Annotated in this window: 11 protein-coding genes; 3 read left to right on the forward strand and 8 right to left on the reverse strand. The window is 68.4% G+C overall.

The features are described 5' to 3' along the window. Positions 1-2 precede the first annotated feature (2 nt). Together HWX76_RS20185 and HWX76_RS20190 are read right to left on the reverse strand one after the other, a co-directional pair. On the reverse strand, positions 3-728 hold the full coding sequence (locus HWX76_RS20185) for a site-2 protease family protein (RefSeq protein WP_050017315.1): 726 nt from the start codon (positions 726-728) through the stop codon (positions 3-5). Next, positions 725-1,678 carry a DUF2167 domain-containing protein gene (locus HWX76_RS20190; protein WP_050017316.1) on the reverse strand — a complete coding sequence of 318 codons (954 nt, stop codon included), beginning with the start codon at positions 1,676-1,678 and terminating at the stop codon, positions 725-727. Before HWX76_RS20190 ends, HWX76_RS20185 begins: the two co-directional genes overlap by 4 nt. Positions 1,679-1,934: 256 nt before the next feature. On the opposite strand from HWX76_RS20190, the gene HWX76_RS20195 reads away from it, so the two are divergent. After that, a complete protein-coding gene (locus tag HWX76_RS20195) occupies positions 1,935-2,780 on the forward strand; it encodes a helix-turn-helix transcriptional regulator (protein ID WP_050017317.1) in 846 nt (281 codons plus the stop codon). A gap of 534 nt (positions 2,781-3,314) precedes the next feature. Beyond that, a complete protein-coding gene (locus tag HWX76_RS20200; protein WP_050017318.1) occupies positions 3,315-5,042 on the forward strand; it encodes a YadA family autotransporter adhesin in 1,728 nt (575 codons plus the stop codon). An 87-nt stretch (positions 5,043-5,129) separates the two neighbouring features. Here HWX76_RS20200 and HWX76_RS20205 read toward each other — a convergent pair whose 3' ends face one another. Genes HWX76_RS20205 through HWX76_RS20230 form a run of 6 tightly spaced genes read right to left on the reverse strand, consistent with a single transcriptional unit; the run spans position 5,130 to position 11,352 of the window. Then, positions 5,130-6,341 (reverse strand): acyl-CoA dehydrogenase family protein, encoded by a 1,212-nt coding sequence (locus HWX76_RS20205; protein WP_176016257.1) that lies wholly within the window; start codon positions 6,339-6,341, stop codon positions 5,130-5,132. Continuing rightward, complete coding sequence (locus HWX76_RS20210; RefSeq protein WP_050017320.1) at positions 6,338-7,180, reverse strand: hypothetical protein; 843 nt, start codon at positions 7,178-7,180, stop codon at positions 6,338-6,340. The genes HWX76_RS20205 and HWX76_RS20210 overlap by 4 nt, the downstream gene beginning before the upstream one ends. A 51-nt stretch (positions 7,181-7,231) precedes the next feature. Then, complete coding sequence (locus HWX76_RS20215; protein ID WP_050017321.1) at positions 7,232-7,888, reverse strand: methionine ABC transporter permease; 657 nt, start codon at positions 7,886-7,888, stop codon at positions 7,232-7,234. Continuing rightward, complete coding sequence (locus HWX76_RS20220; protein WP_050017322.1) at positions 7,881-9,065, reverse strand: ATP-binding cassette domain-containing protein; 1,185 nt, start codon at positions 9,063-9,065, stop codon at positions 7,881-7,883. Before HWX76_RS20220 ends, HWX76_RS20215 begins: the two co-directional genes overlap by 8 nt. Positions 9,066-9,083: 18 nt before the next feature. After that, positions 9,084-10,502: an LLM class flavin-dependent oxidoreductase gene (locus HWX76_RS20225; protein WP_176016258.1), complete on the reverse strand. Its 1,419-nt coding sequence runs from the start codon at positions 10,500-10,502 to the stop codon at positions 9,084-9,086. A gap of 10 nt (positions 10,503-10,512) precedes the next feature. Then, a complete protein-coding gene (locus HWX76_RS20230; protein WP_176016259.1) occupies positions 10,513-11,352 on the reverse strand; it encodes a MetQ/NlpA family ABC transporter substrate-binding protein in 840 nt (279 codons plus the stop codon). 434 nt (positions 11,353-11,786) lie between these two features. Here HWX76_RS20230 and HWX76_RS20235 point away from each other — a divergent pair, with 434 nt between their 5' ends. Then, positions 11,787-13,151: a 2-hydroxycarboxylate transporter family protein gene (locus HWX76_RS20235; RefSeq protein WP_050017325.1), complete on the forward strand. Its 1,365-nt coding sequence runs from the start codon at positions 11,787-11,789 to the stop codon at positions 13,149-13,151. Positions 13,152-13,254: the final 103 nt, after the last annotated feature.

The raw sequence follows: 13,254 nt of genomic DNA on the forward strand, positions 1-13,254 counted from the left end.
CGTCAGGTCGACCCATGCACGACGCTCAGCATGTCGTGCACGCCGGACGTCATCAGCGCGAGGAACGCGAGCAGGCCGACGTAGCAGAGCGCGTAGGTCGTTTTCGTCTCGATCGACGTCGCGTAATACATGCGGTTCTCCGGCGCGTCGGGATCGTAGCGCCACGCGCGCTTCAACTGCGGCAGCGCGAGGATCGCCATCACGATCAGCAGCGGGCTCGGCCGATACGCGAACAGCGCGATCAGCACCGGCACGCCCGCGAACCAGATGCGCGGCGACAGCACCGCGGTGATCCGCCCGCCGTCGAACGGCGACAGCGGAATCATGTTGAACAGGTTGAGAAAGAACCCCGTGTACGACAGCGCAAGCAGCAGGTTGCTGTCGGTGTGGCGCGCGGCCGCGTAGCAGGCCAGCGCGCCGAGCGTGCCGACGAACGGCCCGGCGAGCCCGACGTACGCTTCCGTTTCCGCGTCGTGCGGCATTTCCTTCAACTGGATCCATGCGCCGACGAACGGGATGAAGGTCGGCAGCCCGACGTCGAGCCCGCGCCGCTGCGCGGCGACGTAGTGGCCGGCTTCGTGCACCAGCAGCAACGCGACGAAGCCGGCCGCGAAACGCCAGCCGTAGAACAGCGCATAGACCGCGATCGACGCGAGCATCGTGCCCGCCGATACGAGCACCTTGCCGAGCTTCAGGCCGCCGAAGATCAGCAGCAGCAGCTTCGTCATTCCTTGCGCTCCGTGGCGGCTGTGGCGGATGCGTCGGCGACGGCCGGCACCGCGGCCGCCTTCGGCTTGCGCCCGAAGAAGCGCTTGAGCGCCGCGCCGCCGGCCAGCAGCGCAACCGCGCCGATCTTGAAGAACTTCACCGCGAACGCGCCGATCAGCGCGAGCAGGCCGAGCTTTTTCGCGCCGACGCCGACGATCAGCGCCGCGAGCCCGTACTCGGCGACGTGGTCGGTCGATTGGTTGAAGTCGGCATAGCGCTTGCCATCGTTGAAACGAATGTTCGACAGCAACTCGTCGGCCGACGCCTTGTACTTCGGCAGGTCGGCGAGCGTCGACGCCATCGTCAGCGACAGGTAGCCGTCGCGGCCGAGCACGAGCGTCCGGTAGTTCACGCCGTCGTTCGCGGCATTCGGCGCCGCGCCCTTGTCGCGAATGATCGCCGACCACACGAGCCGGTGCGTGGCCGCGTCGTAGGCGGGCGCCTTCGCCCAGCCGACCACCTCGGTTTCGGGCAGGCCGCGCTCCTTGCGCGCCGGGTTGCTTTCCTCGGTGCCGGCCTGCAGGCTTTTCAGCAGCTCGTCGGGTTTCCAGTCCTTCGCGTCGTCGTCGCGGATGTAGCCGCTCGGCTCGAACGACACGACCGAGATCCAGTCGGCGTCCGGATCGTCGGGCAGCACGAGGCCGACCAGTTTCGATTCGTCGATCGCGTTGCCCATCGAGCGCAGATAGCGGCCGGCTTCGGCGGCCGGCACGAACGATTCGCCGGCCTTCAGCTTCAGCACGGCTTCGTGTTTGACGTCGATGTCGGTCGGCCCCTTCACGACCGCTTCATTGGCGGCCGCGGCGGCGGCCCTCATTTCGACCTGCGCAGCTTCGGTCTGCGCGTGGCCGCTGGTCGCGGCGAGTGCGAGCATCGCCACGCAGGCGAGCCGGACGGCACGTTTTTTCATTGTTGGATTCCCCTGGAATGCCTTGTTGTCGATGTGCGCGGCGACCGGCCCATGCGTTGTGGTCGCGGGTCCGGCACCGCCTCTCAGGTGGCACGGGCGCTATGGTAACGCAGCTTCCAGCGGCTTCCGGCAACGGAATGCGGCTGTGAGACGGCGCCGCGCGTGCCGGCTGGCGGACCCGGCGACGCGCGCCGATCCGGAATGCTTACCTCGCAGGTAATGCCCGGCGTGCGCGGGATTGCCTATCATCCTCCCCATGAACTCGACCGCCGCCCTCCCATCGCCCCCTCCGTCCGCCGGCCGCGCGTCCGGCATCGGCCCGCTGCTGCGCACGTGGCGGCAACGCCGGCGCCTGAGCCAGATGGCGCTCGCGCTCGATGCGGAAGTCTCCGCGCGCCACCTGAGCTTCGTCGAATCGGGCCGCGCGCAGCCGAGCCGCGAGATGGTGCTGCATCTCGCCGAACGCCTCGACGTGCCGCTGCGCGAACGCAATGCGCTGCTCGTCGCGGCCGGCTTCGCGCCGCTGTTTCGCGAACGGCCGTTTTCGGACCCGCAACTGGATGCCGCGCGTCATGCGGTCGAAGCCGTGCTGCGCGGACACGAGCCTTATCCGGCGCTCGCGGTGGACCGCCACTGGACGCTGCTCGCGGCGAACCGGATGCTCGGCGCGCTGGTCGCGCAGGCCGATCCGGCGCTGCTGCAGCCGCCCGTCAACGTGCTGCGGCTGAGCCTGCATCCGGACGGTCTCGCGTCGCAGATCGTCAACTGGCACGAATGGCGCGCGCATATCCTGCATCGGCTGCAACGGCAAATCGATGCGAGCGGCGACCGCACGCTGCATGCGCTGCGCGACGAGCTCTCCGCGTATCCGGCGCCGGCCGGGCAGCCCGACGATTCGCACGCGCGCACCGATTTCGCGGATATCGCCGTGCCGCTGCGGCTACGCACAACGAGCGGCGAGCTGACGTTCTTCAGTACGACGACGGTGTTCGGCACGCCGGTCGACGTGACGCTGTCGGAACTCGCGATCGAGGCGTTCTTTCCGGCGAACCCGGAAACGGTGGAGGCGATGCGGGCGCTGGCGGACGCGTTGCCGGCGTAGTGACACGCCGACAACGCAGCGCGGCGCACGAATCCCGTCTTCAGGTGGACGACCGGCAAGCGAAGGCCGGTGCCGCCTTCGCGTGAGCACATGCAATCAGGCAGCGTCGCCGTCTCCTCTTCCTCGCCAGCGAGCGCGTGATCGTCGGCAACCCGGCTGCCCGGCGCCGGTGATCGCTCACTGCCTCATCACGCCCCTACTCAACGAATGTCTGCCGAAGCATAGCGTTCAGCCGCCGCGGCAAACATGCGCACGACCCGAACCCATCAAAATGCGTCGTCGCGATCCGGACTTCGGATTCGCGAAGTTTTGACACAGCCGTAACGGAAACAAGCAAGTCGCCGTAATCCGCGCCCTGCTCCCGTCGCGTCGAGACCGGCGAACGTTAAATTTCGTTAGTAGACCTTTCATTTTTACAGATCGAAAAACCGATACCTGTCACGAAAGAGACACGAACGAATCGATGCAACCGGGACGGCGAGCGGGGGCCATGCAAGCCACAACACGATTTTTACATCGAGCTCAGGAAAACAAATGAACACGCATCATCAAGGGTTGGGAAATTCCGTACAACGCGCACCGCGCAAATCGAAGGTCGCGCTTGCCGTCACGGTCAGCGCGGCCGTGGCAGCCTTCGCCGCTTCCGCGCCCGCGCGAGCCGACTATGTGCAGAACGGCACGTCGACCGAAACGGCCGCGGGCTGCGTCGGCAACATCGCCATTTCGGGCAGCAGCACGTATCCGGCCGCGGCAACCGGCTGCGACAACATCGCGATCGGCACGGCGGCCGTCGCGAATTCGGGCTCGTCGACCGGCGCCTATAGCGAGACCGTCGCGATCGGCCGCATGGCGGCCGCGACCGGTACGTTCGCGACGGCCGTCGGCGGAAACGCCGTGGCGACCGGCGACCAGGCGACGGCGATCGGAACGGCTTCGAGCGCAGTCGGCGGCCAGGCAACGGCGGTCGGTAACGGCGCGATCGCGACCGGCGGCACGGCGTCCGCCTTCGGCCAGGGTGCATTCGCAGTCGATCAGTCGATAGCCGTCGGGCAAAACGCGAGTGCCACCGCGACGTTCTCGACGGCCGTCGGCAAGGGCAGCATTGCAGCAGGCGGTACGGCTCTCGGCTTCCAGGCCAATGCCGGTGCGGCCGATGCGGTCGCGCTCGGTGTCGACAGCTCGGCATCCGCGACCGGCAGCGTCGCCATTGCCCGTGCGACGGCCTCCGCCGTGAACGCGGTCGCCATCGGCGAGGGGGCGAACGCCGCCGACGCGAACGCCGTCGCGCTGGGCTCGAACGCGACCACGCGCGCCTATACGACCGTCAACAGCGTGGCGCTCAACGGCGTAACCTACAGCGGCTTCGCGGGCACGCCGGTCGGTGTGGTCAGCGTCGGCAGCGCGGGTGCCGAGCGTCAGATCGTCAACGTCGCGGCTGGCGCCATCAGCGCGACCAGCACCGATGCGGTGAACGGCTCGCAGCTCTTCTCGATCGCCAATCAGGTGTCGACGCTGACGGCGGACCTGGCCAATCTCACGACGACCGTCGGCAAGATCTCGTCGAGCGTCCCGGGCGGCACGGTGACGAACCCGACCGACACCGCGATCGGCACGAATACGTCGGTCACCGCGACGAACGGCACCGCGGTCGGCAACGGCTCGAACGTCTCGGGCGACAACGGTACGGCTGTCGGCGTCAACTCCACGGTCACCGCAACGAACGGAACGGCCATTGGCACGAATTCGAAAGTCACGACGGCGAACGGAACGGCGATCGGCACGGGCTCGAACGTGTCCGGCACGGATTCGACCGCGATCGGCACGAACAGCCGGGCCACCGCGAACAATGCTGTGGCGCTGGGCGCGAATTCGGTTGCCGATCGGGACAACACGGTGTCGATCGGTTCGCCCGGGGCCGAGCGCCAGTTGACCAACGTGGCGGACGGCACCGCACCGACGGACGGCGTGAACGTGCGCCAGTTGAACGGTGCGATCAACTCCGTGCGCGAAGAAATGTCGAAGTACCGCAAGGACGCGAATGCGGGCACGGCGAGCGCGATCGCCATGGCGAACCTGCCGCAAGCCGTGCTGCCGGGCGAGAAGGTCGTCGCGCTCGGCGGCGGCACGTACGGCGGTCAAAGCGCGATGGCGGTCGGCTTGTCCGTCGCGACGGCGAAATGGCTCGTCAAGGGCTCGGTCACGACGGCGGTGTCGGGGCACGGCTCGTTCGGCGCGGGGGCGGGCGTCGGCTACCGCTGGTAATCGGCTTGCGACAGCGACGCGTCAGGGCGCTGCTCCTGACGTCGGGCGGCCCGCCATCGGCGCCACGGCGCAGGGGGCGGGCCGCCTTCACGTATAGAGCGACGCCTGCGGCAACGCCGCGGTCAGCGCGAACCGGCCCACGTCGCGCAGCCGGTAGTCGATCGGATCGTGCAGCGTATGCGTGCGCGCATTCCGCCAGAAGCGGTCGAGGCCGAGCGACGCGGCCGTCGCACGCGCGCCGCATGCGTCGAACAGCGCCTCGCCGTTGTCGAGCGCCGCGCGCTGCGCGACGATCTTCGCTTCCGATACCGCGAGCGCGACTTCAGCGCGTTCGTCCGCCGTCAGCGCATCCTGCCGCGCCCACGCGTGCTGCAACGCGTTGGCCGCGCGATCGGCCAGCGCCGCCGCGGCAATCGCGCGCACGCGCATGTCGCCGAAGCGCTGCAGCGTGTACGGATCGTCCTCGGCCCGCTCGACGCCCGAGTGAATCCAGGGGCGGCCATGCTGCCGCACGTAGTCGCGCGCCTCGGCCAGCGCGCCTTCCGCCAGACCGACGAACAGGTTCGTCAGCACGAGCTGCGACACGAGCGTGCGCAGCGTCGCGCGCGGCGTCGGCGCAGTCTCGGAGCGGTGCAGCACTTCGTCCGGCGCGAGCGTCACGCCGTCGAAGCGCACGCTGCCGCTATCGGTCTGACGCTGGCCGACCGGATCCCAGTCTTCGTTGACCGTGATGCCGGCCCGATCGGTCGGCACCACGCCGAACACGGTGCGGCCGATCGCCGGATCATGCGCGGACACCGTCATCCGCTGCGAGCCGCGCGTGCCGGAACAGAAACCTTTCACGCCGTCGAGCCGGTAGCCGCCGTCGGGCGTCGCCGTGGCGACGAGCCGCGTGTCGAGCGGATTGACCGCGTTGCCCCACCACCAGCGCCCGTCGACCGTGCCGCGCAGGTAGCGCTCGCGCTGCGCGGCGCTGCCCCACACGTCGACGCTTACTACCTGCAGGCACTGGAAGCCGACCAGATGCGCGAGCGCGCTGTCGACCCGCGCGACCTGCCGGATCACGTCGTAGATCGCGGGCCACGCCGCTTCCTGCCCGCCGAACGCACGCGGCACCGCGAGCGTCAGCAGGCCCGCGTCGGCGAGCCACTGCTTCTCCTGCGCCGCATGACCGCCGGCGCGGTCGCGCTCGGCGGCGCTCACGCGCAGCGCATCGATCGCGCGTGCCAGCGCGGCGCGGTCCAAAGCCGGTGTATCGGTATCCGGCGCCAGCGTCGCCGGGCCGCGTGGATCGTTCATGCGACAGCTTCCTGTTCAACGGTTTCGCCCGACAGCGGGACGAGGGCGCCAAGCCGGCGGCCGGTCAGCCGCGACAGGATCTCGCGCCGCCAGTCGTCGTAGATCGCACGATAGTCGGCGATATCCGCGCCGAACACCAGTGCGGTATGCGCGTACTCGTCGTGCAGATAGCCGTCGAGCCGCGCCTGGGTTTCCTCGTCGGCCGCGATCACGCGATCGATCAGCGCGTCGCGCTCGGCCACCGGCAGCGCCTGCAGCGTGTCGAACCACCACTGGACGATCTGCACGCGATGCCATTCCTCGTCCGGGCGAATCCGGTTCTCGCCGTGCTCGCGCATCGCGCTGTCGCCGATGCGGCCGGTCTTGCGCTGGATCCACAGCTTCGCGAGGATGTGCAGCTCGTAATGCCATTCGAACGCGAGAAAGCCCGCGACGTCGCGCACCGCGATATCGCCGATGCGCGCCCAGTGCGCGGCGACGAGGCGGTCGACTTCCGGCAGCGGGTCGCGCCCCGTGAGTTCGGTCACGCGCTCACGGCCAATCACCGCGTGCGCGCCGTCGTCGCCCAATTGGCGCGACAAGATCAACTGGAAATGCGGATCGTCGCGGAACAGCGTGTCGATCGCCTTCGCGACGACCTGCACGATGAACAGGTCGTGCGACGCCATCTTCGTGTAGTAGTCCGCGACGGCAGCCAGCTCGTCGCCGTTGCGCGGCTCGCGCGGCGGCGTCGCCACCTTGTCGGGGAAGTCCGGGCGATGGCGTCGCGCCACCTGCAGAAACAGCGCTTCCTCGAATTGTCCGTTCCATTCGCGCGGCGCGCCGATGGGCAAGGTCATGGTTTTTCTCTCAGGATCAGGAATGAAGCGAGCGGACGCTTGTGGCGTCGCTCAGGTTCGCCGGGTCACGCGTCGGACCAGGCGGTCGCCCGTGATTTGCACGGCCGAGACGAGCGCGATCAGGATCACGATCACGGTCGCCATGACGGTGGTGTCGAAACGTTGATAGCCGTAGCGGATCGCGAGATCGCCAAGGCCGCCCGCGCCGACGGCGCCCGCCATCGCGGTCGAGCCGATCAGCGCGACGACGGTGATCGTGAAGCCGCCGAGCATGCCGGGCAGCGCTTCGGGCAGCAGCACGTGCCATACGATGTGGCGGCGCTTCGCGCCCATCGCGAGCGCGGCCTCGATCAGCCCGCGATCGACTTCGCGCAGGCTCACTTCGGCGATCCGCGCGAAGAACGGGATCGCGGCGATCGACAGCGGCACGACGGCCGCCCACACGCCGATCGTCGTGCCGATCAGGATGCGCGTGAACGGCAGCAGCGCGACCAGCAGGATGATGAACGGCGTCGAGCGGAACACGTTGACGAGCGCGCCGAGCACCGCGTTCACGCCGCGCCGCGCGTAGATGCCGCCGGGCGCGGTGGTCACGAGGATCACCGCGAGCGGGATGCCGATCAGCGCGGCGATCGCGGCCGACGCGGCGACCATCGACAGCGTGTCGCGGATCGCGTCGAGCAGTTCGGGCCACCAGAGCTCAAACATAGCCGAGCACCTCCGCATGATTCGCATGACGGCGCGCACGTTCGAGCAGCGCGGCGACCGCGCCGCCGCGCGCGGCCGACGGGCCGGCGTCATCCGCACGCGGTGTCGCGGCGATCACGAGCCGCCCCTGCGCGTGTCCCTGGATGCTTTCGATGCCGCCGTGCAGGAACCGCACGGAGCCGCCGAGCGCCGCCGCGAGCGCGCCGACGTCCGGCTCGCCGCCGCTTTCGCCCGTATAGCGGACGTCGAGCACGATCTGCGCGCCGTCGGGCAGCGCGGCCTGCTCGGGCAGCGGCCGCACGCGCGCGGCCAGTTCGGCCGGCAGGTCGTGCTGCAGCGTGCTCAGCAGCGCGCGCGTCGCGCCATGGCGCGGATCGCCGAACACGCGCCACACCGGGCCCGTTTCGACGACTTCGCCCTGTTCGATCACCGCGACCGTGTCGCATACCGCGCGGATCACCTCCATCTCGTGCGTGATCAGCACGATCGTCAGCCCGAGACGACGGTTGATGTCCGCGAGCAGCGCGAGGATCGATTGCGTGGTTTCCGGATCGAGCGCCGACGTCGCTTCGTCGCACAGCAGCACCTCCGGATCGTGCACGAGCGCCCGCGCGATGCCGACGCGCTGCTTCTGCCCGCCCGACAGGCTCGCCGGGTACGCGTCGCGCTTCGCGGCGAGCCCGACGAGGTCGAGCAGCGCGTCGACCTTGCGCACGCGCTCGGCCTTCGGCACGCCGGCGATCTTCAGCGGCAGCGCGACGTTCTCGAACACCGTCTTCGCGGACAGCAGGTTGAAATGCTGGAACACCATGCCGGTGCGGCGCCGCAACGCGACGAGGCCATCCTCGTCGAGCGCGCCGACGTCGACGCCCTGCACGCGCACGCGGCCCGAGCTCGGCCGTTCGAGGCCGTTCAGGAGGCGCAGCAGCGTCGACTTGCCGGCGCCGCTGCGGCCGATGATGCCGAACACCTCGCCGCGCCGCACGTCGAGCGTCACGTCGCGCAGCGCGGCGGCCTGGCCGCGCGGCGTCGCGAACACCTTGCCGACCTGCTCCAGCGACACGGCCGCGCCGTCGGCCGGCACGGCCGTTTCGTCATGCGCGGTCGCACCGACGCCCGCGCCGGCGCGCACGGCCGATGCCTCGATGAAACCCAGCGTATCGAACAATTGCGTCATCGCTTCGCTCCGTCACGTTCAGGCATGCGCGGGATGCGCGGGTTCGGGTTCGGCTGCGGCCGCCGGCCGGTGCTGCGCGCCGGTGTGCCAGGCGGGCAGGCGCGGGCCGGCGCCGAACAGCTTCTCGCGCAGCGTCGACGCGGGATCGTAGTCTTCCTTGTAGACGCCGCGGTTCTGCAGCTCGGGCACGACCCAGTCGACGAAATCCTCGAACGACTCGGGCATCACGGTGCGCGTCAGGTTGAAGCCGTCGATGCCGGTCTCGTCGATCCACGCCTGCAGTTCGTCCGCGACCTGCGACGGCGAACCGACGATCGGCGCATAGCGGCCGCCGAGCGACATCTGTTCGAGCATCCGGCGCACGGTCCACGTGCCGGTCGTGCTCTTGCGCGAGATCGCATCGACGGCCGACTGGATCGAATCGGTCTTCACGTACGAGATCGGCTCGTCGAGGCCGTACTTCGCGAAATCGATGCCGGTCGAGCTCGCGAAATGCGCGAGGCCGGCTTCAGGGCTTGCGTAGCGCCGGTACTCGTCGAACTTCTCGCGGGCGAGCAATTCGGTCTCGGCCGTCACGACGCTCACGCCGGCGAAGATCTTGATCGACGCCGGGTCGCGCCCCTGCCGCGCGGCCGCCGCACGGATGTCGAGCGCCGCCGTGCGCGCCGCGGCCTTGCTCTGCCCGTTCACGAACACGCATTCCGCGTGACGGCCCGCGAACTCGACGCCGCGCGCGGACGAGCCGGCCTGGTACAGCACCGGCGTGCGTTGCAGCGACGGTTCGCTCAGATGGATCGCATCGATCGAATAGAACGGCCCGTCGTGCTTCACGCGCCGCACCTTGCCCGGCTGCGCGAACACGCGCGCCTGCGCGTCGCGGATCACCGCATCGTCGTCCCAGCTCTGTTCCCACAGCTTGTAGACGACGTCCATGTAGTCGTCGGCGCGCTCGTAGCGGTCGTCGTGGCCGATCTGCTGCGCGAGGCCCATCCCGCGCGCGGCGCTGTCGAGGTAGCCGGTGACGATGTTCCAGCCCACGCGCCCTTTCGTCAGATGATCGAGCGTCGACATGCGGCGCGCGAACAGGTACGGCGGCTCGTAGGTCAGGTTCGCGGTCACGCCGAAGCCGAGATGCCGCGTGACCTGCGCCATCGCGGGCACGAGCAGCAGCGGATCGTTGACGGGCACCTGCACCGATTCGCGCAGCGCGGCGTCAGGGCCGCCGCCGAACACGTCGTACACGCCGACGATGTCCGCGAGAAAGATCCCGTCGAACTTGCCGCGTTCGAGCGTCTTCGCGAGATCGGCCCAGTAGTCGAGATCGGTGTAATGCGCGGAGCGGTCGCGCGGATGCGTCCACAGCCCGTGGTTGATGTGCCCGACGCAGTTCATGTTGAACGCGTTGAGCAGGATCTTCTTGCGGTTCGCCGTCGTCATGCCGCCTCCGTCACCACGCGATCGCGTACAGCGAGCCGAACGCGTTGTCGAGCGCTTTGCGCACCGCCGGCGAGTGCTGGTAGATCGAGATGAACTTGCGGATGCGCGGATCGTTCGCGCTCTCGGGCCGCACGACCCACTGGATCGCGAAGTTCTTGTTCTCGGTGCCGTCGAACAGCAGCGCGCTGTTCGGGTCGGTCGTGCCGGCGAGCTTGATGAAGCTCGGGTAGCCCTGCGCGAGGTCGACGTCGTCGAGCGAACGCGCGAGTTGCGACGCTTCGAGCGGGATGATCTTCAGGTGCTTCGGATTGGCGACGATGTCGTGCGTCGTCGCGCGGTAGTCGGCGCCCGGCTTCAGCGTGATGAGCCCCGCGCGCTGCAGCAGCAACAGCCCGCGCCCGCCGTTGACCGGATCGTTCGCGATCGCGACGCGCGCGCCATCCTTCAGCTCGGCAAAGCTTTTCACCTTCTTCGAATAGAGGCCGATCTTCATGATCGTGCCGGGCGCGATCGAGATGAAGTTGTAGCCGCCCTGCTTCTTCGCGTTCTCGAGAAACGGGATGTGCTGGAAGTAGTTGACGTCGATGTCCTTGTTCGCGAGCGCCGCGTTCGGCGTATTCCAGTCGGTGAATTCGACGATCTTCACGTCGAGGCCCTGCTCCTTCGCCTCCTTCGCGGCGATCTTCAGCGCCTCGATCTGCGGGCTGGTCGAGATGCCGACCTTCAGCGGCGCGATGTCGGCGCGCGCGCCGTTCAGCAGCACGACGCCGAGCAGCGCGGCCGTCAGCAGGCGGGCGAGGCGGGCCACACGGCCGGCGGAAAAGCGGGCGGAAAACACGGGATGCAGCATGGGAACCACTCTCCTGTCCAAAGACGGTATCGACGGATGAGCGAAGCCGCGGCGAACGCGCGGGCGTTCTCCGGACAGTCGTCGTCACGTCGGAAAAAGATCAGCCGATGATAGAGAGCGGCGGGAAGGCGGTCTACGAAGCGATTGTGCGAAGAAAATCGCGCGCGGCGATATGGCGGGCGGTACGGCGGGCGGCTGGCAGGGCCGGGCGCCCGGGCCGCCGTCAGGCCGAAATCTCGGCCTCGCCGCCGCGGGAATTCCGAAATCTCGGCCAGCCCTTACGGAAAACTCTTTCCGCAGACGAAATAAATCCCTTATGAATCAATGGACTAAAAATATTCCGGCGCTTCGGAATTCTGGCATGGGGGTTGCGTAATAGACGGCACACGATGCCGCGAAGCAATGCAGGCATTCCAAACATCAGGAGACACGTCTTGCAGACCTCTATCCATACCCCGTCCCATCCCGAGCCGATTGCGGCAGCCGGTCCCGCCACGCGCGAACGCTTCTGGCCGGAAGGCTGGTGGAAGCTGATGGAGATTCGCATCGGCATCATTCCGCTGCCGGTCTACGTGATCCTGTTCGGGCTGATCGTCGGCTTCGCGGTGACGGGCAAGGTGCCCGGCGAAATCTCGATGGCGATCGCCGTGCTCGCGTTCTTCGGCTTCACCTGCGCGGAACTCGGCAAGCGCCTGCCGCTCTTGCGCAACATCGGCGCGGCCGCGATCTTCGCGACCTTCGTGCCGTCGGCGCTCACGTACTACCACGTGCTGCCGAAGCCGGTGCTGAACCTGACGGTCGAATTCACGAAATCGACCAACTTCCTGTACCTGTTCATCGCGTCGATCATCGTCGGCAGCATCCTGAGCATGGATCGCCGCGTGCTGATCCAGGGCTTCGTGAAGATCTTCATTCCGCTCGCGGCCGGCTCGGTCGCGGCCGCGATCGTCGGCACGGCGGTCGGCACCGCGCTCGGCCTCGGCGCGCGCCACACGCTGCTGTACATCGTCGTGCCGATCATGGCGGGCGGCGTCGGCGAAGGCGCGATTCCGCTGTCGATCGGCTATTCGGAACTGATGCACCTGCCGCAGGGCGAGATGTTCGCGATGGTGCTGCCGCCGGTGATGCTCGGCAGCCTGACCGCGATCATCCTGTCGGGTGCGCTCGACATGCTCGGCAAGCGCCTGCCGCATCTGACCGGCAACGGCCGCCTGCAAGTCGGCGAAAGCGGCGACATGGCGCCGCAAAGCGAAGAGATCCGCGGCCACGTCGACGTCACGCACATCGCGGGCGCCGGCATCACCGCGATCACGCTGTACCTCGTCGGCCTGATGGCGCACAAGCTGTTCGGCCTGCCCGCGCCGGTCGCGATGCTGTTCCTCGCGGTGCTGGTGAAGCTCGCGCGCGCGGTGTCGCCGCCGCTGCAGGAAGGCGCGTTCGTCGTCTACAAGTTCTTCTCGACCGCCGTCACGTATCCGCTGCTGTTCGCGATCGGCGTCGCGATGACGCCGTGGGACAAGCTGACCGCCGCGTTCACGATCGTCAACGTGGTCACGATCGTGTCGACCGTCGCGACGCTGATGGGCACCGGTTTCGTGGTCGGCCGCCTGCTGAAGATGTACCCTATCGACACCGCAATCGTGAACGCCTGCCACAGCGGGCAAGGCGGCACCGGCGACGTCGCGATCCTGACCGCCGCGAACCGGATGCAGTTGATGCCGTTCGCGCAGATCGCCACCCGCATCGGCGGCGCGATCGTCGTCACGGTGACGCTGATCCTGGTCGCGCACTTCGGATAACGCGCGGCCGCGCGCACCGTCGCGCCGGCTGCCTCGCACGCGCCGCCGCCGGCCTTGAGCCGGCGCGCGGCGCGCGTCGTTCCGGGCGGGCGATTGGGACGGC

Origin of the sequence: Burkholderia sp. BCC0398, assembly GCF_902833245.1 — a bacterium.
Lineage (GTDB): Bacteria > Pseudomonadota > Gammaproteobacteria > Burkholderiales > Burkholderiaceae > Burkholderia > Burkholderia sola.